This window comes from Dietzia sp. 179-F 9C3 NHS, assembly GCF_045369825.1.
Lineage (GTDB): Bacteria > Actinomycetota > Actinomycetes > Mycobacteriales > Mycobacteriaceae > Dietzia.
Genome location: NZ_JBIQES010000001.1, coordinates 380,522 through 404,485, shown reverse-complemented (window position 1 = coordinate 404,485; position 23,964 = coordinate 380,522). Strand labels below are relative to the sequence as shown.

24 protein-coding genes are annotated in these 23,964 nt (G+C 73.5%); 4 read left to right on the top strand and 20 right to left on the bottom strand.

Annotated elements, in window-relative coordinates; genetic code table 11:
- Positions 1–3 precede the first annotated feature (3 nt).
- The 5 genes from ACH0BZ_RS01995 to ACH0BZ_RS01975 all read right to left on the bottom strand — a co-directional run bounded on the left by ACH0BZ_RS01995 (position 4) and on the right by ACH0BZ_RS01975 (position 7,630).
- Positions 4–933, bottom strand: coding sequence for a DNA-formamidopyrimidine glycosylase family protein (locus ACH0BZ_RS01995; protein ID WP_406896233.1), 930 nt, complete (start codon positions 931–933; stop codon positions 4–6).
- A gap of 13 nt (positions 934–946) precedes the next feature.
- A complete protein-coding gene (locus tag ACH0BZ_RS01990) occupies positions 947–1,411 on the bottom strand; it encodes a GNAT family N-acetyltransferase (protein WP_406896232.1) in 465 nt (154 codons plus the stop codon).
- A gap of 62 nt (positions 1,412–1,473) precedes the next feature.
- Positions 1,474–1,980 carry an N-acetyltransferase family protein gene (locus ACH0BZ_RS01985; protein WP_406896231.1) on the bottom strand — a complete coding sequence of 169 codons (507 nt, stop codon included), beginning with the start codon at positions 1,978–1,980 and terminating at the stop codon, positions 1,474–1,476.
- Positions 1,981–1,993: 13 nt separating this feature from the next.
- On the bottom strand, positions 1,994–2,929 hold the full coding sequence (locus ACH0BZ_RS01980) for a cation diffusion facilitator family transporter (protein ID WP_406896336.1): 936 nt from the start codon (positions 2,927–2,929) through the stop codon (positions 1,994–1,996).
- Between the two features lie 66 nt (positions 2,930–2,995).
- Positions 2,996–7,630: an ATP-dependent helicase gene (locus tag ACH0BZ_RS01975; RefSeq protein ID WP_406896230.1), complete on the bottom strand. Its 4,635-nt coding sequence runs from the start codon at positions 7,628–7,630 to the stop codon at positions 2,996–2,998.
- Between the two features lie 66 nt (positions 7,631–7,696).
- Between ACH0BZ_RS01975 and ACH0BZ_RS01970 the strand changes: the two genes are divergently transcribed.
- The 3 genes from ACH0BZ_RS01970 to ACH0BZ_RS01960 are packed head-to-tail and all read left to right on the top strand — an operon-like array spanning position 7,697 to position 9,797.
- Complete coding sequence (locus tag ACH0BZ_RS01970) at positions 7,697–8,428, top strand: inositol monophosphatase family protein (protein WP_406896229.1); 732 nt, start codon at positions 7,697–7,699, stop codon at positions 8,426–8,428.
- 38 nt (positions 8,429–8,466) lie between these two features.
- Complete coding sequence (locus ACH0BZ_RS01965) at positions 8,467–9,267, top strand: thymidylate synthase (protein WP_406896227.1); 801 nt, start codon at positions 8,467–8,469, stop codon at positions 9,265–9,267.
- 14 nt (positions 9,268–9,281) lie between these two features.
- Positions 9,282–9,797: a dihydrofolate reductase gene (locus tag ACH0BZ_RS01960; protein ID WP_406896225.1), complete on the top strand. Its 516-nt coding sequence runs from the start codon at positions 9,282–9,284 to the stop codon at positions 9,795–9,797.
- Positions 9,798–9,809: 12 nt separating this feature from the next.
- Here ACH0BZ_RS01960 and ACH0BZ_RS01955 read toward each other — a convergent pair whose 3' ends face one another.
- The 4 genes from ACH0BZ_RS01955 to ACH0BZ_RS01940 form a co-directional block, all read right to left on the bottom strand.
- Positions 9,810–10,436 (bottom strand): DUF1707 domain-containing protein, encoded by a 627-nt coding sequence (locus ACH0BZ_RS01955; protein WP_406896223.1) that lies wholly within the window; start codon positions 10,434–10,436, stop codon positions 9,810–9,812.
- A gap of 20 nt (positions 10,437–10,456) precedes the next feature.
- Positions 10,457–10,843 carry a DUF302 domain-containing protein gene (locus ACH0BZ_RS01950; protein WP_406896221.1) on the bottom strand — a complete coding sequence of 129 codons (387 nt, stop codon included), beginning with the start codon at positions 10,841–10,843 and terminating at the stop codon, positions 10,457–10,459.
- 83 nt (positions 10,844–10,926) lie between these two features.
- Positions 10,927–11,193, bottom strand: coding sequence for a metal-sensitive transcriptional regulator (locus tag ACH0BZ_RS01945; protein WP_406896219.1), 267 nt, complete (start codon positions 11,191–11,193; stop codon positions 10,927–10,929).
- A gap of 149 nt (positions 11,194–11,342) precedes the next feature.
- Complete coding sequence (locus ACH0BZ_RS01940) at positions 11,343–12,464, bottom strand: NDMA-dependent alcohol dehydrogenase (protein WP_406896217.1); 1,122 nt, start codon at positions 12,462–12,464, stop codon at positions 11,343–11,345.
- A gap of 173 nt (positions 12,465–12,637) precedes the next feature.
- Between ACH0BZ_RS01940 and ACH0BZ_RS01935 the strand changes: the two genes are divergently transcribed.
- Positions 12,638–13,525 (top strand): mycofactocin-coupled SDR family oxidoreductase, encoded by an 888-nt coding sequence (locus ACH0BZ_RS01935; RefSeq protein WP_406896215.1) that lies wholly within the window; start codon positions 12,638–12,640, stop codon positions 13,523–13,525.
- 22 nt (positions 13,526–13,547) lie between these two features.
- Here the strand turns inward: ACH0BZ_RS01935 and ACH0BZ_RS01930 are convergent, their stop codons facing one another.
- The 11 genes from ACH0BZ_RS01930 to mftA all read right to left on the bottom strand — a co-directional run bounded on the left by ACH0BZ_RS01930 (position 13,548) and on the right by mftA (position 23,962).
- Entirely contained in the window at positions 13,548–15,164 is a 1,617-nt protein-coding gene (locus tag ACH0BZ_RS01930; RefSeq protein WP_406896213.1) for an FAD-dependent oxidoreductase, read from the bottom strand.
- Positions 15,165–15,213: 49 nt separating this feature from the next.
- Complete coding sequence (gene trxA / locus ACH0BZ_RS01925) at positions 15,214–15,597, bottom strand: thioredoxin (RefSeq protein ID WP_406896211.1); 384 nt, start codon at positions 15,595–15,597, stop codon at positions 15,214–15,216.
- Between the two features lie 111 nt (positions 15,598–15,708).
- Positions 15,709–16,626 (bottom strand): alpha/beta fold hydrolase, encoded by a 918-nt coding sequence (locus ACH0BZ_RS01920; RefSeq protein ID WP_406896209.1) that lies wholly within the window; start codon positions 16,624–16,626, stop codon positions 15,709–15,711.
- A gap of 60 nt (positions 16,627–16,686) precedes the next feature.
- A complete protein-coding gene (mftG, locus tag ACH0BZ_RS01915) occupies positions 16,687–18,003 on the bottom strand; it encodes a mycofactocin system GMC family oxidoreductase MftG (protein WP_406896207.1) in 1,317 nt (438 codons plus the stop codon).
- On the bottom strand, positions 18,000–19,460 hold the full coding sequence (mftF, locus tag ACH0BZ_RS01910; protein WP_406896205.1) for a mycofactocin biosynthesis glycosyltransferase MftF: 1,461 nt from the start codon (positions 19,458–19,460) through the stop codon (positions 18,000–18,002). Before mftF ends, mftG begins: the two co-directional genes overlap by 4 nt.
- A complete protein-coding gene (gene mftE / locus ACH0BZ_RS01905; protein ID WP_406896334.1) occupies positions 19,457–20,191 on the bottom strand; it encodes a mycofactocin biosynthesis peptidyl-dipeptidase MftE in 735 nt (244 codons plus the stop codon). Before mftE ends, mftF begins: the two co-directional genes overlap by 4 nt.
- The gene (locus tag ACH0BZ_RS01900; RefSeq protein WP_406896204.1) at positions 20,152–20,967 is read right to left on the bottom strand and encodes a mycofactocin-coupled SDR family oxidoreductase; all 816 of its coding nucleotides are present in this window, start codon (positions 20,965–20,967) and stop codon (positions 20,152–20,154) included. The genes mftE and ACH0BZ_RS01900 overlap by 40 nt, the downstream gene beginning before the upstream one ends.
- 35 nt (positions 20,968–21,002) lie before the next feature.
- Positions 21,003–22,226 carry a pre-mycofactocin synthase MftD gene (gene mftD / locus ACH0BZ_RS01895; protein ID WP_406896202.1) on the bottom strand — a complete coding sequence of 408 codons (1,224 nt, stop codon included), beginning with the start codon at positions 22,224–22,226 and terminating at the stop codon, positions 21,003–21,005.
- Positions 22,227–22,243: 17 nt separating this feature from the next.
- Positions 22,244–23,476: a mycofactocin radical SAM maturase gene (mftC, locus tag ACH0BZ_RS01890; RefSeq protein WP_406896201.1), complete on the bottom strand. Its 1,233-nt coding sequence runs from the start codon at positions 23,474–23,476 to the stop codon at positions 22,244–22,246.
- Positions 23,473–23,835, bottom strand: a complete 363-nt coding sequence (gene mftB / locus ACH0BZ_RS01885; RefSeq protein WP_406896200.1) for a mycofactocin biosynthesis chaperone MftB — start codon at positions 23,833–23,835, stop codon at positions 23,473–23,475. Before mftB ends, mftC begins: the two co-directional genes overlap by 4 nt.
- 1 nt (position 23,836) lies before the next feature.
- Positions 23,837–23,962, bottom strand: coding sequence for a mycofactocin precursor MftA (gene mftA, locus ACH0BZ_RS01880; protein WP_406896198.1), 126 nt, complete (start codon positions 23,960–23,962; stop codon positions 23,837–23,839).
- Positions 23,963–23,964 lie beyond the last annotated feature (2 nt).

Here is a 23,964-nt window from a genome sequence, read left to right as displayed (position 1 = left end):
CTCCTACCGGTGGTCGTGGTCCCGCTGGTCGGGATCCCCCAGTGTGGCACGGCCCCCCTCAGACGGGGCGCGCCGAGGCTGGCACGACGGGCACCGGAAGGCCACACGGTCGAGAGAGTCTTCCCCCCCACCGAGACGGAACGTCTCGACGAGGGTCCCGCACCGCCGACACGGCCGGCCGTCGCGCCCGTACACCCACAGTCGGTGGCCGCGCCGGGTGTCGCCGGTGGTCACGCGGTCGGGACGGACCACGTTGGTGGCCAGCAGGCGTCGCGCAAGGTCGACGTGGGCGCGCAGGTCACCCGCGGACGCCACCGGCTCGCGGGGGTCAACGCCACGCAGGAAGCAGACCTCGGCGCGGTAGATGGTGCCGATGCCGGCGACGTTGCGCTGGTCGAGCAGCGCCTCGCCGATGGTCCGGTCCGGGCGTGCCGCGAGCCGCCGGACGGCCTCTTCCAAGTGCCGGGCGGGATCCCAGTCGGGGTCCAGCAGGTCCGGCCCGAGGTGCGCGACCGCCTCGGCCGCCTCAGCCGGGGTCAGCGCGCGCAGCAAGCCCAGCTCGGTGCCCACCACCTCGACCGCCGCTTCGTCGTCGTCCCCCGTCGCCAGCACGAGCCGCGCGGTGTGGGCGGGGAACCGCCACCGCCGCCCGGCGCGGGGCTCACCGCTGTTGTGCACGTGGAGGCGGTGCACGTGGATACGGCCCTCCATCTTGAGATGCACGTGGAGGGTCACCGGGTCGCGGCCCGCGGCGTCGGGTCCCACGACGACGAAGAGGTGCTTGCCCCGCGCGTACGCCCGCTCCACAGTTCGCCCCCGCAGATCGACCGCCGCGAACCGCGGCACCCGCAGCTCGGCCCGGGCCAGCCGCCGGCCGGCGAGCGCCGCGTGGATGCGCCGCGCGGCGTGGTGGACGGAGTCTCCCTCGGGCATGCGGACCCGCCCTCTACGCCAGTGGAGTCCGCATGGCGGGAAACTCGGTGACGCGGAAGCCCAGCGCCTCGTACAGGTGGCGCCCGTCCGGCGAGGTCATGAGCTCGGCGCGTGCCACCCCGGCGCCGCGGGCCCAGTCCAGGACCTGCTCGAGCGCCGTCCGTGCGTGGCCGCGACCGCGCGCGTCGGAGTCGGTGCTCACGGTGCTCACCAGGACATCGCCGTGGCCGTCCAGCCCCGGCACCGGAGCGCTGTCGCGGAGCGAGCCGATGACGCAGGCAACCACGCGGTCCGCCTCCTCCACCACGACGATCCGGTGGGCGGGGTCGTCGATCCGGGCCGCGTACCAGTCGCGGCACGGCCCCTTCCAGGCGTCGTCAGAGCAGTCCACGCCCATGTCGCGGAACATGCTCTCGCGCAGGTCCACCACGCGCTCCACATCGGCCGCCGTCGCGAGCCTGATCAGTCGGTCCGTCACCGTTCGCTCCGCCACCCGGCCAGGCTAGACGCCGGCCGGGCGAGACGCCTGGCGGGGGCGCCTCACAGTCCGCGGACCATCGTCCCCTCGGCCGCGCCGGGGACGTCCGTAAAGCCGAGCCGGGCGTAGAGCCGGCGGGCGGGGTTGCCGGCCTCGACGCTGAGCGACATCCGCCGCACCCCGCGGCCGGCGGCGTGCGCGCAGGCCGCCTCGACGAGCCGCTCCCCCAGCCCGGCGCCGCGGTGGCCGGGCCACACGCACACGCTCAACTCGGGGACGTCGTCGGCCACGTGACCGAAGCCGGGGTCGTCGCCGCCGAGGAACAGGTACCAGACCAGGCCGACCGTCTCGCCGCCCGCGACCGCCACCAGGGCCTCGTCGCCGCGCCCGCGGTCCAGCACGGTGTAGTGCGCGAGCGTCGGCTCGGCCGCGACGTCGGCGGCGGTGAAGCGGGGCTCCCCGGTCCAGTTGACGTTCATGAGGGTGGCGTCGGCGAGCAGCGGCAACTCGTCGTCGCGCAGCGACCGGATCACCTCGCCGTCGTGGCCCACCTCGCCGTCACCGCTCACGCCGTCCACCCTCTCACCATCCCAGCTCGTGGCACCCGGCACGGCCTGAGGTCTCGATCTGGACGGTGACGTGCTCGACGCCGTGGTCGTCGCGCAGGATGTGGCGCGCGGCGTCGAGGACGGCCGCGTGCTCGGCGTCCTCGCTCACCACCAGGTGCACCGTGCCCACATCCATGCCGGAGGTGAGCGTCCACAGGTGCAGGTCGTGGACCTGTTCGACGCAGTCGATCCCGGCGAGCTCGGCGGTGACCGCGGCCGGGTCGACGCCCTCGGGGGCGTGCTGGGCCAGAACCCGCAGCACCTGCCGGCCCAGTACCACGGCGCGGACCACGATGAACACCGCGATCGCCACCGCCACGACGAGGTCCCACACCGGCGAGCCGGTAACCCGGATGAGCAGCGCGGCCGCGATCACGCCGACGGACCCCGCGGCGTCGGCGAGCACCTCGAGGTAGGCGCCGCGCACCGCGAGGCTCTCCTGCGAGCCGTCGCGCAGCAGCACCAGCGCCACGAGGTTCACCGCCAGGCCGAGCGCCCCCACCGCGAGCATCGTGCCGGTCGCCGGGCCCGCCCCGCCGCCGAGCCTCCCGGCCGCCTCGACCAGCACGTAGACGCCCATCCCCAGCATGATGAGCACCGCCAGGGCGGAGGCGAAGATCTCCACGCGGTACGAGCCGAACGTGCGCCGCCCGGTCCGGTCCGGCCGCGGCGCGATCATCGTGGCGGCCAGCACCGCCCCGAGCGCCACCACGTCGGCGGCCATGTGCCCGGCGTCGGAGAGCAGCGCCAGCGAGCCGGAGACGAGGCCGGCGACGAGTTCGACGACGAAGAACGCGGCCGTGAGCCCGAACGCCGCCGCGAGGCGCGCCCGGTACCGCGCTCCCGCGTGGCCCGCCGGCCGCACGGCACCGTGTGCGTGGCCGAGACCGTGGCTGTGGCCCGCCCCCATCGTCGTCACCCCCGCCGTCGGTCCGTCCACCTGCGACATATGCGCCTTTATGCATACGTTAGCGACTCAGCGACGGATCCGCAGCCCCCGGGGCGTGGCGCCGAAGCCCGCGGCCTCGAACGCGGCGGCGTGGGGCGAGGAGTGGACGGGTTCGCCGTCGATCGCGGTCACTGTGAGCGTGCCCACGGCCCCCGCGCGGACGGCGTCGACGAGCGCGGACGCGGCGAGCGGCACCGCCTCGGCTCCCCCGTCGAGCACGAGCACGGTCCGGCCGCCGCGCTCGACGAACAGCGCACACAGCCCGTCCACCAGCACGACCAGCGCGCCGGCCTTGCGCCCCGGCCGGTGGCGGGACGCGGCGGTGGCCGGCCACGGCAACGCCGCGCCGTACGGGTTGGCCGGGTCGGTCGCGGCGAGGACGCGCACCGACGGCTCGTCCGCGCCGGAGGGCCAGCGGGTGTCGTCGGCGGTGTCGTCCTCGGCCCGCAGCCGGTCGATCGTGCTGCCCGCCGCGAACTGGGCGGCGCCCAGGCCCTCGACGAAGTAGCCGCGCCGGCACCGTCCGGCGTCCTCCATCTGCGCGAGGACCTTGTACACGGCGGCGAACCCGCCGGGGATCTCCTCGGACTCCACCGCGCCCCGGGTCACCACGCCGTGGCGCAGCAGCAGCGTCTCCGCCCAGGCGTGCGCGCGGACGGTGGGGTCGTCGAGGGCCTCCGGAAGCAGCGACCAGCGGCCCGCGAGGATCGGCGGCGTCCGCAGGCCCGCGGCCACCGCACCGCTCAGCTGCGCCATGCTCGTGCGGCCGAGGCGGGCGCGGCGCGGGCGGGCCCCCGGGCGCGTCGCGCGGTGGGCGGTGCCGGAGCCGGACGACCCGCCCCCGGCCAGCACGGCCCGCACCGGCCCCAGGGTGTCGTTGGTCGCGACCCCATCCCAGACGAGGTCCCACAGCGCGTCGCGGACCGCGGCTTCGGTGACCGATTCGGCCTCGTCGGCTATCTCTTTGACCGCCGCCACCACGTCGCGGAAGAACAGGGCGCCGCCGCGCAGGGACTCGACGATCGCGCGATGGAATGGCCCCTCCGGCGCGGGCCGCTCGAGCGGCAGGGTGGCCCCCGCGGTCTCGGCGGGGTGCAGCGAGATCCAGCCGTCCCGCGAGCCCGCGCGGCCGCGCCCGGACCACAGGACCTCCCCGCTCGCGAGGAGCTCGTCGAGCATCGCCGGAGAGTAGTCGCGTACGCGCGGCGCCAGCACGAGTGGCTCGAGGGCGGAGGCGGGCAGCGCGAGGCCGTCGAGCTGCTCGATCACCGCCAACACTCCGTCGACCCCCGACTCACGGCCGGCAGACGGCCCGGCGCCGAGCGACTGCCAGCCGGGCAGGAACCGCGCGAGCGCCGAGTGGGAGACGGGCTCGATCCGGCTGCGCAGCGCCGCGAGCGTGCGCCGCCGGATCTGGCGCAGCACCTCGGCGTCGCACCACTCCCGCCCCGTCGCCCCGGGCCGGAACTCCCCGGCGAGCAGGGTGCCGGTGGCGGTGAGGCGCTCCAGGACCCCGCGGGCCACGGCCACGCCCAGGCCGAAACGGTCGGCGAGCGCCTCGGCGGTAAACGGCCCGTGGGTGCGGGCGTAGCGGCGGACGAGGTCGCCGAGCGGATCGTCGGCCGCCTCGAGGAACGTCGAGGGCACCCCGGGCGGCGGGGGCACGCCGAGCCCGTCGCGCAGGCGGGCCACGTCCTCGACCCCGGCCCACCAGGTGCGGCCGGCGTGGTCCACGGCCACGACTCGGTGGGCGTCGGCCAGTGCGGCGAGCCAGCCGTCGACGAGCCCCGGGTCCGTGGTGCGGCCGTGGAGCTCGTCGAGCGTGAGTGGCCCGAGCAGCCGCAGCAGGTCCGCCACGCCCTCGGCGTCGCGCGCTGTGCGCCCGGGCTCGAGGTGCTGCAGCCGCCGCTCCACGGCGTTCAGCTCGTCGGCGTCGAGCAGCTCGCGCAGCTCGATCCGGCCGAGGAGTTGCCCGAGCAGCGTGGGGTCGATGCTCAGCGCGGCCGCCCGCTTCTCCGCCAGCGGCGAGTCGCCCTCGTAGACGAACGCCCCCACGTAGTCGAAGAGCAACGACCGCGCGAACGGCGAGGCCGTGGGCGTCTCCACCTCGACGAGCCGGACGGTCCGCGCCTCGAGCTCGCCGAGCAGCCGCTCGAGCGCCGGCACGTCGTACACGTCCTGCAGGCACTCGCGGACGGCCTCGAGGATCATCGGGAAGTCGGGGTAGCGGCGCGCCACGTCGAGCAGCTGCGCCGACTTGAGCCGCTGTTGCCACAGCGGTGCCCGCCGGCCCGGGTCCAGGCGCGGTAGCAACAGCGCGCGGGCGGAGCACTCTCGGAACCGCGAGGCGAACAGGGCCGAGCCGCCGACGTGCTCGGTCACCAGGTCCACGGCCTCCTCGGCGCCGATCGCGAACAGCTCCGCCCCCGGCGGGGTCGGGTCGCCGGCGTCGTCGACCGTGTCCGGCACCCGCAGGATGATCCCGTCGTCGCTCACCACCGGTACCGCGTCGAACCCGTGCGCGGCGGCCAGTCGCGCCCGCACGGCCTCCGCCCACGGCCAGTGCACACGCGCGCCGAACGGCGAGTGCAACACTACCCGCCAGTCACCCACCTCGTCGCGGAACCGCTCCACCACCAGCGTGGTGTCGCTCGGGACGTGGCCCGTGGCCTCGCGCTGGTCGGCGAGATAGCGGAGGAGGTTGACGACGGCGAGCTCGTCCAGTCCCGCCTCGCGGAGCCGGCCCGTGACCGTGCTCTCCCCGCCACCCGCGACCTCCCGTAGGAACGCCCCCAGGGCGCGGCCGAGTTCGGCGGGCCGACCCTGGTCGTCGCCGAGCCAGAACGGCAACCGGCCCGAGCCGCCCGGGGCGGGAGTCACCACCACGCGGTCGTGGGTGATCTCCTCGATCCGCCAGCTCGAGGCACCGAGCGCGATCACGTCACCGACGCGGGACTCGTACACCATCTCCTCGTCGAGCTCGCCGACCCGCGCGGCCTTCTCCCCGGCCATGAACACGCCGAACAGCCCGCGGTCGGGGATGGTGCCGCCGGAGGTCACCGCGAGGCGCTGCGCGCCCGGGCGGCCGGTGAGCACCCCGGCGTCGCGGTCCCACACCAGCCGCGGCCGCAGCTCGGCGAAGTCCGCGGACGGGTACCGGCCCGCGAGCATGTCGAGCGTGGCCTCGAAGGCCGACCGCGGCAGGCCCGCGAACGGGGCGGCGCGGCGGACGGTGGCGAACCACTCCTCCACGTCCAGCTCGTCGAGCGCGCACGCGGCCACGGTCTGCTGGGCCAGGACGTCGAGCGGGTTGGCGATCACCGTCATCCGCTCGATTCCGCCGGCGAGCATCCGCTCGACCGTCACGGCGCAGTGCACGAGGTCCGCGCGGTGCTTGGGGAACACCGCGGCGCGCGAGACCTCCCCCACCTGGTGGCCGGCGCGGCCGACGCGCTGCAGGCCCGAGGCCACCGACGGCGGTGACTCCACCTGCACCACCAGGTCCACGTCGCCCATGTCGATGCCCAGCTCGAGCGACGACGTGGCCACCACGGCGCGCAGGCGCCCCGCCTTGAGGTCGTCCTCGATGAGCGCCCGGCGCTCCTTGGACACCGAGCCGTGGTGGGCCATCGCCAGTTCCGCGGGCGCGCCCCGCGAGACCTCGGAGGGGACCATGATCTGCGCGGGCGGGCGCGGCGGCGCCGGAGCGAGTGCATCCGGGTCCGTGTCCTCGGCGTGGATCTCGTTGATCCGCGCGGTGAGCCGCTCGGCGAGGCGGCGGGAGTTGACAAAGACGATGGTGGAGCGGTGCGTGGTGATCAGGTCCACGACCTGCCGCTCAACGTGCGGCCAGATCGAGCCCTGCCCGGGTGTGCCCGGCGGCGCCTCTACCTCGCGGCCGGGCTGCATCCGCGCCGAGGCGAGGTCGGCCATGTCCTCGACCGGGACCCGGACGGTGATCTCGAGTCGCTTGTCGGAGGCGGGCGCCACCACGGTGACCGGGCGCTCGCCGGCGAGGAACCGCGCCACCTCGGCGTGCGGGCGCACGGTGGCGGACAGGCCGATTCGCTGAGCGGGGCGGGCGAGCAGCGCGTCGAGCCGCTCGAGACTCAGGGCGAGGTGGGCGCCGCGCTTGGTAGCGGCCACCGCGTGGATCTCGTCGGCTATCACCGTGTCCACTCCGGCCAGCGTCTCCCGCGCGGCGGAGGTGAGCAGCAGGTACAGCGATTCCGGCGTGGTCACCAGGACGTCCGGCGGCCGGGTGCGCTGGCGGCGTCGCTCGTCGGCCGGGGTGTCGCCGGTGCGGATGCCCACCGTCACCGCCGGGGGCTCGGCGCCCCGAGCCGCCGCCTCGCGCGCGATGCCGGCGAGCGGGGCGCGCAGGTTGCGCTCGACGTCCACAGCCAGCGCCTTGAGCGGCGAGACGTAGAGGACGCGGGTACCCGCGGGGCGGTCGGCCGGGGCGTCGGCGGTGACCAGCCGGTCGAGGGAGGCCAGGAACGCCGACAGGGTCTTGCCGGAGCCGGTGGGCGCCACGACCAGCGTGTGCGCGCCGGTCGCCAGCGCCTCCCAGGCCCCCACCTGGGCGGCGGTGGGGGCGCCGAACGCCCCGCGGAACCACGCGGCGGTGGCCGGGTGGAACCGTTCGAGCGCCTCGGACATGAACTCATCATGACGCACCGATACGACACGGGTCCGCCCGCCGCCGGACCTCCGTAGAGTGAGGGCATGCGCGATCTCGACGACCAGGAACTGGCGTACTTCCTCGCCACCGGCATCGGTGACATCGTCAAGGGCACCCGCGCCGGCGGACTGCTCCACGGCCGGTCCCTGGCCCGGGTCGCCACCGAGGTGGCCCAGTCCTGGACGGACGAGGTGCTCTCGGTCCACCGACCGGACGACGGCGTCCTGTCCGAGGACGCCTCCGACGACCTGTCCCGCCTGGACAAGCAGCGGGTGTGGATCATCGACGTCATCGACGGCACCAAGGAGTTCTCCACGGGGCGGGCCGACTGGTCGGTACACGTGGCCCTCGTCGTCGACGGCGCCCCCGGCGTGGCCGCGGTGGGCCTGCCCGACTCCACGCGGGTCTTCCGCTCCGACCAGGTGACCTACGTCGACGGCCCGCTCGCCGGGACGATGGTCGTGAGCCGCAACAACCCGCCCGAGGTGGCCGAGCGGGTCGCGCGCGCCACCGGGATGGCTGTCAAGCCGATGGGCTCGGCCGGCGCCAAGATGCTCTCGGTGCTGCTCGGCGACGCCGACGCGTACGTCCACGCCGGGGGCCAGAACGAGTGGGACCAGGCCGCCCCGGTGGCCGTCGCGCTCGCCGCCGGGTTGCACGCCTCGCGGCTCGACGGCGGCGAGAAGGTCTTCAACCAGGAGGACACCTACGCCCCGGACATCCTCATCTGCCGACCCGAGCTCGCCGAGGAGATCATCGCCGCGGCGCGCGGCTGACGCCGGACCGGCCGCGCCGGGCCACTAGACTCGCGCGCATGACCGTCCCCACCCCCTACGAGGACCTGCTCCGCCACGTGCTCGAGCACGGCACACCCAAGTCCGACCGCACGGGGACCGGCACGCGCAGCGTCTTCGGCCACCAGCTCCGCTACGACCTGGCCGCCGGCTTCCCGCTCATCACCACCAAGCGCGTCCACTTCAAGTCCGTCGCCTACGAACTGCTGTGGTTCCTGCGCGGCGAGTCCAACGTGCGCTGGCTCCAGGAGAACGGCGTGACGATCTGGGACGAGTGGGCCGACGCCCGGGGCGAGCTCGGCCCCGTCTACGGCGTGCAGTGGCGCTCGTGGCCCACCCCGGACGGCCGGCACCTCGACCAGATCTCGGCCTCGCTCGACCTGCTCCGCTCGGACCCGGACTCGCGCCGCAACATCGTCTCGGCGTGGAACGTGGCCGACCTGCCCGGGATGGCCCTGCCGCCCTGCCATCTGCTGTTCCAGTTCTACGTGGCCGACGGCAGACTGAGCTGCCAGCTCTACCAGCGCAGCGCCGACCTCTTCCTGGGCGTGCCATTCAACATCGCCTCGTACTCGCTGCTCACGCACATGATGGCCCAGCAGGTGGGGCTCGAGGTGGGCGAGTTCATCTGGACCGGCGGCGACTGCCACATCTACGACAACCACACCGACCAGGTCCACACCCAGCTCGCCCGCGACCCGTACCCCTACCCCGAGCTGCGCCTGCGCCGCGCGGATTCGCTCTTCGACTACCGCTTCGAGGACATGGAGATCGTGGGCTACCAACACCACCCGGGCATCAAGGCCCCAGTCGCGGTCTGACGGGGCGCGGTCCGATGGTGCGGATGGTGTGGGCACAGGCCCGCGACGGCGTGATCGGCGACGGCGCGGCCATGCCGTGGCACCTGCCCGCCGACCTCGCCCACTTCAAGCAGGCCACCCTCGGCCGGCCCGTGGTGATGGGGCGCGCGACGTGGGAGTCGCTCCCCGACCGCTTCCGGCCGCTGCCCGGGCGGCGCAACATCGTGTGCACGCGCGATCCCGACTGGGCGGCCGACGGCGCCGAGCGCGCCGGCTCGCTCGAGGAGGCGCTCGCCGCGGCGGGCCCCGACGTCGCGGTGATCGGCGGCGGGCAGATCTACGCCGCCGCGCTGCCGCTGGCGCAGGAGTGCGTGGTCACCGAGATCGACGCCGACGCCGCCGGCGACGTCCGCGCGCCCGAACTCGGGCCGGAGTGGCAGCGGGTCGAGGTCGGCACGTGGGTCACCGACCCGCGCAGCCGGGTGGAGGGGTACGACGGCGAGGTCCGGCACCGGCATGCGGTGTGGCGACGGCGCACCTCGCCGTCATAGCAACCGCGCCGGTCAGAACCATTTCCAGGCCTTGGGGATCTTCTCCCCCGCCGCGAGCACCTTGATCTTGGCCCCGGCCATGAACCCGTTGATCTCCATGTCCAGGCGCGGCCCGCCGGAGACCTCGTACCTGCCTTCGTCCACCTTGAGCTCGGACATCGTGCGATCGCCGGTGACCGCGACGGTGACCCCGGGCGGCACGAGGATCTTGGCGTTGGCGCACCACAGGTCCAGCTGCAGGCGCGTGCGCTGCCGGTCGACGACCGCCTCGCGCAGGTCGAGGTAGATCTCGCCCAACCAGCTGGTGAACCGCTGGTCGTCGGGCAGCTCCCACCGACCCTCCCGCTTGATCGTCTCGAAGACGGAGGTGCGCTTGGCGCTGGCGTCGACCGTGATCGCCGACCCGGTGTGGGCGGCAGGCGGGGCGGCCCGCCCCTGCTCGGCGAGGGGCGCCGCGGGCAGGCCGCTCAGCGCCTCCTCGAGCTCGGCGGGACAGGTCGCCGCCCAGATCTTCTCCGCTCGCTCGGAGAACTCGGACAGCGTCAACTCGCCCCGGCCCACCATCACCTCGAGGCGACGCTGGGCGAGGACGCGGGGGTCCTGCTCGTGCGGGTTCTGTCCGTGCTCACCGGGCTGCATGCCCACGAGCGTAGCGGCACTCAGCGAGTGAGTTCGCGCATCATCTGCCGCATCTGGGCGGACAGGTCGTCGGCGAGGTTCTGCAGGCCTCCGGAGATCACGTGCGCGAGCAGGCCCGGGTTCTGCGCCTCGATGATGCAGCCGCCGCCCGACTCGCGGACCACGACGTTGCACGGCAGCAGCAGCGCGACGTCCTTGCTGATCCCGAACGCCTGGGCCGCGAAGCCCGGGTTGCAGGCACCCAGGATGAGGACGCGCTCGATGTCGACGTCGGCCTTCTGCTTGAACGTGGACGTGAGGTCGATCTCGTGGAGGATGCCGAAGCCTCGGTCCGCGAGCGCCTTCCGGGTGGCCTCCACCGCCTCGTCGAAGTCCATCTCGGTGAACGTTCCGATCCCGACGTCCATGACGTACGACCTCCACATCTGCTCGGCTGTGCCCTACGGGTACCCCGCCAGTGTCCCACGCCCGGCGGCGGCGGGGCGGCGGGTCAGGCCAGGGAGAGGAAGAGCTTCTCCAGCTCCTCGACGGTCATGCCGTCGTCGTCCGGCTCGCCCTCGCGGGCCATGCACTCCTGGATGTTGGCGCTGATGATCTTGAATCCGGCCCGGTCGAGCGCCTTGGACACGGCGGCCAGCTGCGTGACGACGTCCTTGCAGTGCCGCTCCTGCTCGACCATCTCGATGACCGCGTTGAGCTGCCCGCGCGCGCGGCGGAGCCTGTTGAGAACCTGCTGCCGAGCGTCGATGTCGCCCACCGCACACCTCCTGATCACGGGCCCGTCGGCCCACCATTGCCGACCAGTGTACCGCTGGGGGTATCAAGTTGTCGCATCAGCGACGGCGACGGCCCCGCGTCTGGACGAGCAGTCCGGACGCGGGGCCCTGCCGGAGGACGGGGCGCCGGTCAGTCCTCGTGCACGAGGATGGCGCGGACCAGGCCCTCCCCGCCGGACTCCATGAGCTCGTAGCCCTCGTTCACGGTGTCGAGCGTGAAGCGGTGGGTGATGAGCTCGTCGAGCTTGAGGTGCTTCTCGTCCCACAGGCGCAGGATGTTGGGGATGTCGTAGAAGGCGTTGGCCGAGCCGAAGAGCGAGCCCTTGACGACCTTCTCGTACTGCGAGACGAACAGGCCCGTGAGGTTGATCGACTGGTTGCCGAGCCCACCCATCGAGGTGAGCACCACGACGCCGCGCTTGCCGACCATGTCCACCGCGTCGGCGGTGACCTTGGCGTCGGCCACGCCGATCGTAATGATGGCCTTCTCCGCCATGAGCCCCCAGGTCAAGCCCGGCAGCTCGGCCTTGGCCTGGTCCACGTCGGTGTAGAAGTGGGTGGCGCCGAACTCCCTGGCCTTGGCCTCCTTGGTGGCATCGGTGTCGATCGCGATGACGAACCGTGCGCCGGCGTGGCGGGCGCCCTGGACGGCGTTGATGCCGATGCCGCCGATGCCGAAGACCACGACCGTGTCGCCGGGCCTGACCTCGGCACTGTAGACCGAGGAGCCCCAGCCGGTGGTGACGCCGCAGCCCACGAGCGCGGCCACCTCGAAGGGGATCCAGTCCTGGATCTTGACCACCGAGTTCATGTTGGCCACGGTGTACTGCGAGAACGTGCCGAGGGTGCACATCGCGCCCGCGGTCTCCCCGTTGGCCAGAGCGAAGGGGTAGCGGCCGTCGGCCATCTCGCCGATCGTGCCGTTGAGGCCGCCGTCGCAGAGGTTGGACATGCCGCGCGAGCAGGCCGGGCAGTGTCCGCAGGCGGGGATGAACGAGCCCACCACGCGGTCGCCGGGCTGGACGTGGGTCACGCCCTCGCCCACGGCCTCCACGACGCCGGCGCCCTCGTGGCCGCCGACGAGCGGCAGGCGGCCCGGCAGGTCGCCACTGGTGATGTGCAGATCGGAGTGGCACAGGCCGGCGACCTTCCACTTGACCAGCACCTCGCCGTGGTTGGGCCCGTCGAGCTCGGCCTCGACGATCTCGAACGGCTTGCCCAGTTCGCGGGCGATAGCGGCCTTGGTCTTCATACGACTCCCTCCGGGGTGCGCCGGGCGGATGTCCGTCCGGCGCTGGAACGTGTTCTCATCACGATATCCGCATTGTTGCATGGAGATGACCCGGACCGGGAACGTGTTCTAGTTTCGACGCGAGGAGGCGCGGGAATCCGCCCGTTCCCCCAGCACACAACGAGGAGCGTCGGATGAGCGTCAGAAACGAGAGCGGCCGCGTGGCCGGCAAGGTCGCCTTTATCACCGGAGCAGGCCAGGGGCAGGGCCGCGCCCATGCGCTGGCCCTGGCCGCCGAGGGCGCGCGGATCATCGGGTGCGACCTCGAAACCCCCTACCCCGACTGCGTCAACTACGCGCCGGCGAACGCCGAGCTGCTCGCGGAGACCAGGCAGCTCGTCGAGGAGGCCGGCGGCGAGATGGTGACGGCCGTCGCCGACGTCCGCCGGCTCGACGAGCTCCGCGCCGCCGTCGCCGTGGGCCTCGAGGCGTTCGGGCGGATCGACGTGGTGTGCGCCAACGCGGGGCTGGCCACCTTCCCGTCGTCGCCCTTCGACGTCTCCGAGGAGGAGTACGACGTCGTCATGGACACCAACGCCAAGGGCTGCTGGAACACCGTCCTCGCCACGGCGCCGCACATGATCGGAGCCCGCCGGCCGGGCTCGATCATCATGACCAGCTCGGCAGCGGGCCTGCGCGGCCACGTCCCCTACGCGCACTACGTGGCCGCCAAGCACGCGGTGGTGGGGCTCATGCGCTCGTTCTCCAACGAGCTGGCACGCCACGGCATCCGCGTCAACACCGTCCACCCCACCGGCGTGGCCTCGCCCGGCATGGGGTCGGACCCGAACATCTTCCCGCTGTTCGAGTCCCGCCCGGACTTCCTCCAGTCCGTCACCAACACGATGCCGGACCTGGACTCCAGCTTCGCCGACAACCCCGACACCGCGGACTTCCAGTGGGTGCCGGCCCTCGCGCCGGAGGAGATCTCCCGCGCGGTCGTCTTCCTGGCCTCCGACGAGTCCCGCTACATCACCGGGCAGACCCTCGCCGTGGACGCGGGGTGCACCACCAAGGCGTGAGCCATCGGTGGGCGGCGGGGGCTCACCCTGCCGTCGCCGCGCGCCAGGTGGTGTAGCCGCCGTCGAGGTTGGCCACCTCGCGGCCGGCCTGCGAGAGGATCCGGGCGGCCAGGTAGCCGCGGATTCCCACCGCGCAGTAGGCAACGACGCGCCCCTCGGGGACCTCGTCGAGCCGCTCGCGCAGGTCGTCCACCGGGATATTGAGCGCGCCGGGGATCGCGCCGCCCGCGACCTCGCCCGGTGTCCGGGTGTCCAGGAGCACGTCTCCGGCCGCCACGCGCTCGGCAACCTCGTCCCACTGGACGGTCTCTACCGTCCCCTCGCGGAGGTTCGAGGCCACGTAGCCGAGCATGTTGACCGGGTCCTTGGCCGAGCCGAACGCCGGCGCGTACGCCAACTCGAGGTCGGCCAGCCGGGAGGCGGTGACCCCACCGGCCATGGCCGTGGCGATCACGTCAACTCGCTTGTCCGCCCCCTCCTCGCCGAGCGCCTGCGCGCCGAGGATCGCGTCCGTCTCGGGGTCCACGAGCAGCTTGAGGTGCAGGCCCGCCGCGCCCGGGTAGTAGCCGGCGTGGCTCACCGGGTGCGTGTGGATCTGGCGGAACTCCCGGCCGGCCGCGGCCAGCCGCTTGGCATTCCAGCCGGTGGTGGCCACCTGGAGGCCGAAGATCCCGACGATCGCGGTGCCGAGCACCGGCCGGTCCCCGGCGTCGAGGCCCATGATGACGTCGGCCACCATGCGCCCCTGCCGGTTGGCGGTGTTGGCCAGCGGCACCATGACGGCCGAACCGTCGAGGGCGTCGCGCTTGACCACGGCGTCGCCCACCGCGTAGATCGCCGGGTCCGAGGTGCGCATCGCCTCGTCCACGACGATCCCGCCGCTTTCCTCGACCTCGAGGCCGGCGTCGACCGCCAGGGAGGAGTCGGGGCGGACCCCGATGCTCGCCACCACGACGTCGGCCGGCACCACCGAGCCGTCCGCCAGCGTCACGTCGCGCTCGCCGATCACCTCGACGGCCGCGCCGAGGCGCAGGTCCACGCCGTGGTCCCGGATGCGCTCGTGGACGAAGGCCGCCATCTCCGGGTCGAGCGGGGCCATGGCCTGGTCGGCGGCCTCCACAATCGTGACGTCCATGCCCTTGTGGCGCAGGTTCTCCGCCACCTCGACGCCGATGAACCCGCCACCGATCACCACGGCGGTGCGGACGTCGCCGGACACCGCGGCCACCATCGCGTCGGTGTCCTCGATGTCCCGCAGGCTCAGCGCGCGTTCGATCCCGGGGATCGGGGGGCGGACCGGTCGGGCGCCCGGCGAGAGGACGAGCGCGTCGTACGGCATGTCCACCTCGCCGTCGGGCCCGGACACGGTGACCACCCGGCCGGCCCGGTCGATCGCGGTGACCTCGTGCCGCACGAGGACGCGGATGCCGAAGCGGGCGGCGAGCGACTCGGGGGTCTGCAGGAGCAGCGCCGAGCGCTCCTCGATCACCCCGCCGACGTGGTACGGCAGCCCGCAGTTGGCGAACGACACGTAGCCGCTGCGCTCGACGACGGTGATCTCGGCGTTCTCGGACAGGCGACGCAGCCGCGTGGCCGCGGACATGCCGCCGGCGACGCCGCCGACGATGACGATCTTCATTTGTACTGGTCTCCGGAGTGGGGAAACGGGGGTCGGGGCAGTCGACGCGTCAGGCGTCGGCGCCGCCCTGCTGCTTCTGCGCCTCGTCGACGGCCTTGCGGACCTCGTCCATGTCGAGGTCCTTGATCTGACCGATGAGGTCGTCGAGGGCCTGCTCCGGGATGGCGCCGGAGTGGCGGAACACGGCGATGCCCTCGCGGAACGCCATGAGGGTCGGGATGGACTGGATCTGGAGCATGGCGCCCAGCTGCTGCTCCGCGTCGGTGTCGACCTTGGCGAAGGTGATCTCCGGGTTCTTCTCGGAGACCTTCTCGAAGACCGGGCCGAACGCCTTGCACGGGCCACACCACTCGGCCCAGAAGTCCACGAGGACGATGTCGTTCCCGGTGACGGTGTTCTCGAAGTCGGCGGTGGTGATGTCGACGGTGCTCATGTGATGACCTCCTCGGCGAACGGGGCGACTCTCGCCCGGTCCGGTCGTCGTCAGCCTACGGACAGCGCGCGCTCACGACGACCACCTGACAAAACGATACCCCCCTGGGCATTATTCCCCGGGGGTACGCGGGGGCGAGCCCAGGACCTCCGTGAGGAACCATTCGAGTTGGTCGAGGAACACCGCGTTGTCGTCGCCCGCCACCATGTGCCCGGCGTCGGCCACCTCGTGGGTGTACGCGTGCGGCAGGTGCTCGAGCAGGTGCCGGACGGACTCGTCGCTGACGATGTCCGAGTTGCCGCCGCGCACGAGCATCGTGGGCTCGTCGATCTTCGGCACGATCTTCTCGAAGAAGGCGTTGCCGATCTCGGCGTTGTGGGCGGTCGCGCCACCCACGAATCGCGGGTCCCAGTGCCAGTACCAGCGGCCGTCGTCCTTCTGTCGCAGATTCTTGCGCAGACCGTCGGTGTTCCGGGGACGCTTGCGGCCCGGCTGGTAGGCGGCGACCGCGTCCGCCGCCTCCTCGAGGCTCGCGAAGCCCTCGAGGCCGGAGCGCATGAACTCGCCGATCCGCTGGACCCCCTCGGCCTCGATCTTGGGGGTCACGTCCACCAGCACGAGCGCGCGGGCCACGTCCTTGCCCGAGCCCAGGGCGAGCATCCCCGTGAGGCCGCCGAGCGAGGCGCCCACGAGGACCGGCCTGCGGCCGGGGAAGCGGTCGGCGACGATCAGCTCGAGGTCGTCGACCATGCGGTGGATGTCGTAGTCGCCGTCGGGCGCCCAGTCGCTGTCGCCGTGCCCGCGCGCATCCATCGTGGTGACCCGGTAGCCCTCGGCCGCGAGGCGACGCGCGGCGCGGTTCCACGAGTTCCGGGTCTGCGCGCCGCCGTGGAGCATGAGCAGCTCGTCCACCGGCTCGCCGCCGTCGGCCGGCTCCCACACGTCGCCCGCCAGGGTTCCGGCCTGACCCGCGACGGTGAACTCCCGCGGCTGCACGGTCGTGCCGGTTCCGGTCTCGCTGCTGGTCATGTGTCGTCTCCCGCCGGGCGTGGCCACCACGTGGGTGGAACATGTTCTTTTTTGGTTCTATCACGCCCGCCCGGCAATGGCGTGTGCAGCGAGGTCCTCGGCCACCGCGAGCACCGTGTAGTACGGCCCGCGGCGGGGCAGCGCGGGCAGCACGGAGGCGTCCGCCACGCGCAGCCCGGCCACCCCGAGGACCCGGCCGGCGTCGTCCACCACCTCCCCCATCCGGGCCGAGCCGGACAGGTGCTGGGAGGTGGAGGCCACCGGCTCGCCGGCCAGCCCCAGCCGATCGCACACGATCCCCGTGGCGGCGGCCAGCGCGGCGGCGTCCGCGGGGTCCGGGTGCGCGTCGAGGACCACCCGCAGCCCGCCGCCGGCCGCGGGGTCGGGACCGGGATCGGGGTCGGTGTCGGGCCGGAGCTCGCCGCGGCCGGCCGGCGTCATGAGCGCGATGCCGATGCGGTGCGGCTGTGGCGCGAGGCCGGGGATCGCCCGGTGCAGGGGTACGGAGTACGGCCGCACCTCCACCTCGGCCACCGCGCCGCCGACCGGCACCGGCAGCCGGACCACGCGCGACAGCAGCGCCGGCGGCGCCTGCCCGGGGTCGGGGGCGGACTCCCTCACCGTGGTCGCCGGGGCCACGCCCGGGTCCAGGTCGAGCAGGACCTCGGGGTGCTCCTCGGTGCGGCGGCCCACCGGGTGGCCGGTCGCGGGGCCGATCCCCGACCGCAGGAGCAGTGCCGCGGTGCCGAGGGCACCCGCGCACAGGACCACCTCGCGGGCGGCGAACTCGCGACCGTCCGCGAGCACCACGCCGTCGCAGGTCCCGCCCGCGTGGCCACCCGCCCAGCGCAGCTCCCGCACCGGGGCCCCGGTGAGCACGCGCGCGCCGGCGGCGGCCGGGTCCCACGCGTCCGCGGCGGTCACCCGCCGGTCACCGTGCCGGGCCTGGGCCACGTCCACGCCGCGACCCGGGAACGCCGCAGATACCCACCGAGCCACGGGATCGGCGGGCACGAGGCGCGGGCGCAGCCGCTCGGCCGCGCGGGCCAGCCCCACGGCGTACCGGCGCGGCCAGTCCGGCCCCCACCCGGCGAGGTCCGCGGGCGGTGTTGCGCTGCAGTAGCCGCCGTTGACGGCGCCCGACCCGCCGACGGTACGGCCGCGGGGCAGCACAACCGTGCGGCCGTCGAGCTCCGCCGGGTACCGCGCCACCACCTCCGAGTCCGGCCCCACGTCGAGCACGCAGGCCCGCCGGGACGCGCGCCGCCCTCCCGCCTCGAGCACCACCACGTCCAACCCCGCCTCCGCGGCGCGGGCGGCCACCACGCAGCCGGCGGCCCCGGCGCCCACCACCAGGAGGTCGACCCGGCCGGTCATCGCGTCAGCTCCGGTCGCAGCGCCGCGGCCGACCGCGCGACGAACGCCGAGCGCCACACCCCCACGCCGTACGCCACGTCGTCCAGGCGGTGCAGCAGCACGTGACCCAGCGGCTCGTCCACGGGCAACCGGCCCGGCTCCCGGCAGGACCACCAGTGCCACAGGCCCTCGAGCACCGCCGCGGCGGCGACCCGTCGCCGCAGCCCACGCGCCGGGCGCGCGCGCGAGCCGGCGGTCGCCAGCAGCGCCGCCGCCGTGACCGGCCAGTACGGACGCAGCAGCGCCTCGGGCAGTTGGCGCACCGATGCCGCCATGCCGCGCGCGACCAGCCCTGCGGCGGCCCGGCCGTCACCGACCAGGGCGCGCGTCCGCCACCACGCCCGGCCCGCCGCCACGGCGGCCACCGCCACGCCCGCCGGGTGCGCACTCCACACCCCCGCCGCCACCGCGAGCGACCACGGCGCCGCGACCGCGGGGGCGACGTCGGCGCCGTGCCGCCGGGCCAGGGGAGCCGCCCCGGTGCCGTAGAAGGCGCGCCGGGCGAGTAGCGCGGCGGTGCGGGTTCGGTGCCGGTGGGCCACCCGCGCGGCGGGCTCGTAGCGGAGCCGGACGCCCGCCTCGTCGGCCCGCCAGCACAGGTCCACGTCCTCGGCCACGTGCATCCGCTCGTCGAACGGCCCCGCTCCCCCACCGTCGGGGACGGGCGGCAAGGCCGCCGGCCTCACCGCGAGCGCCGCGCTCGGCACGTAGGCCACCCGCGTGCGTGGCCGGACCCGGGCCGGGCGGGGCCCCATGTCCAGCGCCGAGCGTGCGGTCTCGAGGCCGCGCACCCACCAGCGGCCGGGCTCGGCGGCCACGATCCGGGGCGCGACCGCGGCGACGGCCGGGTCGTCGAGGTGCCCGAGCAGCGGGTCGAGCCAGCCGGGCAGCGGGATCACGTCCGCATCCAGGTAGACCACCACGCGCGCGCCGTCCGCCACGGCGCGCGCGGTGCCGGCGTTGCGGGCCGCCGCCGGGCCGCGGGAGGCCTCGTGGCGCAGGACCCGTACGTCCGGTGCGGCGGGCCCGAGCGGCGTCGCGGATCCGTCGTCCACCACCACAACGCGCAGGCCCCGCACACGCTCGTCCGCCAGGGCCTCCAGCAGCGCGGCCACCCCTCCGGCGTCGTCGCGCACGGGGACCACCACCGCCACGTCGTCGAGCCGGCGACCCGGGTCCTGCTCCGGGACAGGGTGGGCCATCCCGCGGTCGGTCAGCGCACGGGCCAACGCGGCGGAGGCCCGATCCCGCACGGCGAACCCCTCGTCGTCACCACCGGCGCCACCGAGGAGCGGCGCCAGCGCGGGCGCGGGGGTGATGAGGCTGACGGGGTCGCCGCCCAGGACCCGGACGACGCCCGCGCGGCGCAGGATGCGGGTGCGGGGGTCGGGGACGATCCGGGTGCCGAGCGGCGTCACCGGAGCATCCCGTCGTCACCAGGCGCCCAACGGTCGAGACGGCCCCGGGCGTCGGCGAGCAGCGCGCCCCACAGCCGGGCACCCTCTACGTCCGTTGCGGTGGTGGGGTCGCCCAGCACCCCGTTCGGGCTCACCGCGGCCACGCCGCCCGCACGCATCCCGGGCAGGATCTCCGGAAGCGGTCGCGTGCAGCCGGGCTCGGCGAGGTCAGTGCGCACCAACTCGGGGTGCAGGTGCAGCAGGAGCGAGGTCTCGGCGTGCCCGGCGTGGGTGTCGGCAGGATTCTCGGACGTGCGGCACGGCAGCCAGGCGGCGTCGCGCCCCTCGTACCGCAGCCGCGGGACAGCCCGCCGCAGCGCCTCGACGTTGCCGCCGTGGCCGTTGACCACGAGCAGTCGGCCCGCCCACTCCCCCGCGGACCGGCCGAGCTCGAGCACCGCCCGGGCGAGGGCGTCGGTGCCGATCGAGACGGTGCCGGGGAAGGACTGGTGCTCGCCGCTGGCGCCGTACGCCCAGGCCGGGAGCAGGACGGCGGCCGCACGCTCCCCCGTGAGGGTGCGCGCGGCCGCCGCCGCGAGGAGGGTGTCGGTCGCCGTCGGCAGGTGCGGGCCGTGCTGCTCGGTCGCCCCGAGTGGCAGGACGGCCAGCGGGCCGGCATCGGACACTGCTGCCCCCTGGGTACCCGGGTCGGTCAGACGCGGATCGCGCCCATGTCCACCTGGAACGTCGATGCCGTGATCGTGCGCGCGGCGTCCGAGGCCAGGAAGAGCACCGAGTCCGAGATGTCGTCCGTCTTGGCCATGCCCATGCCGAGGATGGGCGTGAAGTGCGGCAGGAACTGGGGCATGGTGTTGAACACCTCGAGCGCGTCCGGGTCCTCGCCGCCCATCGGCGTGAGCACGCCGTAGGGGTGGATGGTGTTGACGCGGATGTTGTGCTCGCCGAGCTCCTTGGCCGCGGTCTGCGCCAGGCCCACCACGCCGTGCTTGCTCGCCGAGTACGGGGCCTGCACCGGCATGGCCTTGAGCCCGGCCACCGAACTCACGAGGAGGATCGATCCGCCGTTACCGGCCTCGAGCATGTGCGGGATCGTGGCCTTGAGGGTCTTCCAGTAGCCGGTGAGGTTGATGTCGAGCGTGTCCTGCCACTGCTGCTCGTCGATCTCCCAGACCTTGCCCCAGTTGCAGATGCCGGCGTTGGCGACCACCACGTCGAGCCGGCCGCCGAAGCGCTCGACGCCGCGGGACACGAGGTCCTGCTGGAACGCCAGGTCGCGCACGTCGCCGATCTCGGCGAGGATCTCGCCGCCCTCGGCCTCGACCTTCTCGATGGTCTGCGCGAGGTCGTCCTCGGTGGTCGTGGGGTACTTGACGTACTCCGACGGCGCGGCGCACAGGTCCATGCCGATAATCCTGGCGCCCTCGCGGGCGAACCGGATGGCGTGCTTGCGGCCCTGGCCACGGGCGACGCCGGTGATGTAGACGACCTTGCCGTCGAAATCTCCCATGATGTGGGGATCCTCTTTCTCTACTGGTGTACAGGTCAGGCGCCGAGGTGGCGCATGAAGTCGTCGGGGATCACGTAGTCGTCTCGGTTCAACTCGGTGATCGACGACTTGCTCAGGCCGATGAGACTCGAGTCCAGGCCCGAGCGCAGCACGTCGAGCACGTTCTCCACGCCGGCCTGGCCGTTGGCGCCCAGGCCCCACAGGTAGGCACGGCCGATCATCACGGCGCGGGCGCCCAGCGCGAGCGCCTTGGCCACGTCGGAGCCGCGGCGCACGCCGCCGTCCATGAGCACCTCGACCCGGTCGCCCACCGCGTCGACGATCGGCGCGAGGCAGCGGATCGAGGCCGGGGTGGCGTCGAGGTTGTTGCCGCCGTGGTTGGACACGGAGATGGCGGCGACGCCGGCGTCGACAGCACGCTTGGCGTCGTCGATCCGTGTGATGCCCTTGAGCATCACCGGCCCGTCGTAGTTCTGGACCACCCAGGCGATGTCGTCCCACGTCGCGGGCGGGGTTCCCATCCACTCGCCGTAGGCGCCGAAGAACGTCGGCCCCATCTCGCCCTGGCCGACGAGGTTGGGGGTGGTGAGGTCGGGGAACCGCTTGTTCTCCACGACGTCCTTCGCCCACTGCATCGCCCACGCGGGCCGCACCGCGATCTCCGGGGCGAGTTTCAGCATGGACCTGGCGTCGAGTTTCTCCGGGATCTCGGGGCTGCCCCAGTCGCGCCCCATGGAGAACGACCAGTCCGTGGTGAGGATGACGCCGCAGGCGCCAGCGGCCTTGGCGCGCTCGAGCCGCTCGAGGACCTTCTCCTTGCCGCCCAGCCAGTACACCTGGAAGAAGGTCTGCGGGTTGGCCGCGACGACCTCCTCGATGGGCTTGGAAGCGAAGCTCGACAGGCCCATGGCGGTGCCACGGGCGGCGGCCGCGCGGGCCACGTCCACCTCGCCGTCGGGGGTCACGGCCTGGACGCCGGTCGGCGAGATCATCACCGGCATGCTGATGGGCTGGCCCATCACGGTGGTCTCCATGGTGCGGTCGGCCTTGGCGCCGATGACGTGCGGCTTGGGCTGCAGTTCGGAGAACGCGGCCGTGTTGTCGTCGATCGTCACGCCGGCCTCGCTGCCGGCGACGAGCGCCATGTAGACGCTCTTGGGCAGGCGCTTCTTCGCACGGCGCTGGGCCTCGGCCACGGACTCGAACCACGGGTTCTGCCGCCAGGGGTTGGCCTCGGCGAGCTTGGACAGGCGGGACATGGGTCTCCTCTGGGGTGTCAGATCGGGGACTCGTCGCACAGGCTGGTGGGCCGGCGCGGCGGGGAGGTCACGAGCGTCAGCGGCACGGGGCCGGTGGGCTGCTTGCGGGCGGCGAGGCCCTTGGGGCGGGAATGGTCCTGTGACGGCGAGGGGATGCTCCGCTCGGCAGCGAGCAGGCCCTCGCCGTACCCCTGGACGCACTCGGGGTCGGGCCCGTCCATGGGCAGGCCGGTGAAGAACTTGGCCGCCATGCACCCGCCTCGACAGGCGTCGTAGTGGTTGCACGAGGCGCAGGCACCGGCCGACTGTGGCTCGCGGAGTTCGCGGAACAGCTCAGAGGTCTGCCACACGGTCTCAAAGCCGCCATCGGTGGTGACGTTGCCGGCGAGGAACTGCTCGTGGATGGCGAACGGGCAGGCGTACACGTCACCGATCGGGTCGATGAGGCACACCACGCGGCCCGCCCCGCAGAGGTTGAGGCCGGGCAGGGCGCCCTGCCCCTCGCCGAAGGCCGACAGGTGGAAGAACGAGTCGCCGGTGAGCACGTTCTCGCCGTGCGCCACGAGCCAGTCGTAGAGCTCCTTCTGCTGCTCGGGCAGCGGGTGCAGGTCGTCCCACACGTCCGCGCCTCGGCCGGAGGGGCGCAGGCGGGTGATCCGCAGGGTGGCATCGTAGCGGTCGGCCAGGGCCTTGAACTCGTCGAGCTGCGAGACGTTCTCGCGGGTCACCACGACCGAGATCTTGGCGTCGGTGAACCCCGCGTTCTTGAGGTTCTCGAGCGCGCGAACGGCCATGTCGAACGAACCCGGGCCGCGGACGGCATCGTTGACCTCGGCCGTCGCGCCGTCGAGGGAGATCTGTACGTCCACGTAGTCGCTCGCGGCGAGGCGCTGCGCCACCTGCTCGTCGATCCGGACGCCGTTGGTGGAGAACTTGACGCCCACCTGGTGGCTCGTGGCGTAGTCCACGAGTTCCCAGAAGTCCGGGCGCACGGTGGGCTCGCCACCGCCGATGTTCACGTAGAAGACCTGCATCTTCTGCAGCTCGTCGATGATCGCCTTGCACTGCTCGGTGCTCAGCTCGCGCGGGTCGCGGCGGCCGGACGAGCTCAGACAGTGCACGCAGGCGAGGTTGCAGGCGTAGGTGAGCTCCCAGGTCAGGCAGATGGGCGCGTCGAGCCCGCGCTCGAACTGGTCGACGAGGCGGCCGACGGGCGCCGGGGTGGTGGGGGGCTGGAGCGTGCTGGTCATGAGGTGGGGTCCTCTCCCTCGCGGGGCTCGATCATCTGGCTGTCCGCCAGCTGGCCGAGGGCGTGCAGGTACAGGCGCGCCGTATGCGGGTCGTCGATCGACACCCCGGCCGCGGCGCAGGCGGCGCGGGCCGTGGGGTGCTCGGCGAGCGTCCGGACCACCTCGACGATGGTCGGCGACTTGAGAAAACTGAGCTTGCGGGTGTGGAAGTGGTAGAGCAGCGCCCCGAACGGCTCGGGGCGCAGGGCCACTCCGGGGTGCAGGCGCCAGCCGGAGTCGAGGTCGAAGGTAGCGGACCCGGTCGCCCCGGTGTCCGCACGCTCGTCTCCGGCTCCGGCCGGCGCTGCTGCGGAGGTCATCTCAGTAGACCCCGCACATGCCGTCGATGGAGACCTCTTCGATGAGAGCCTCCTCCAGCACGACCTCGGTGTTGTGCGTGTTCTCCATAGCGATTCCTCTCGTCGGCGCCCATGGGGAGTGCCCCACCG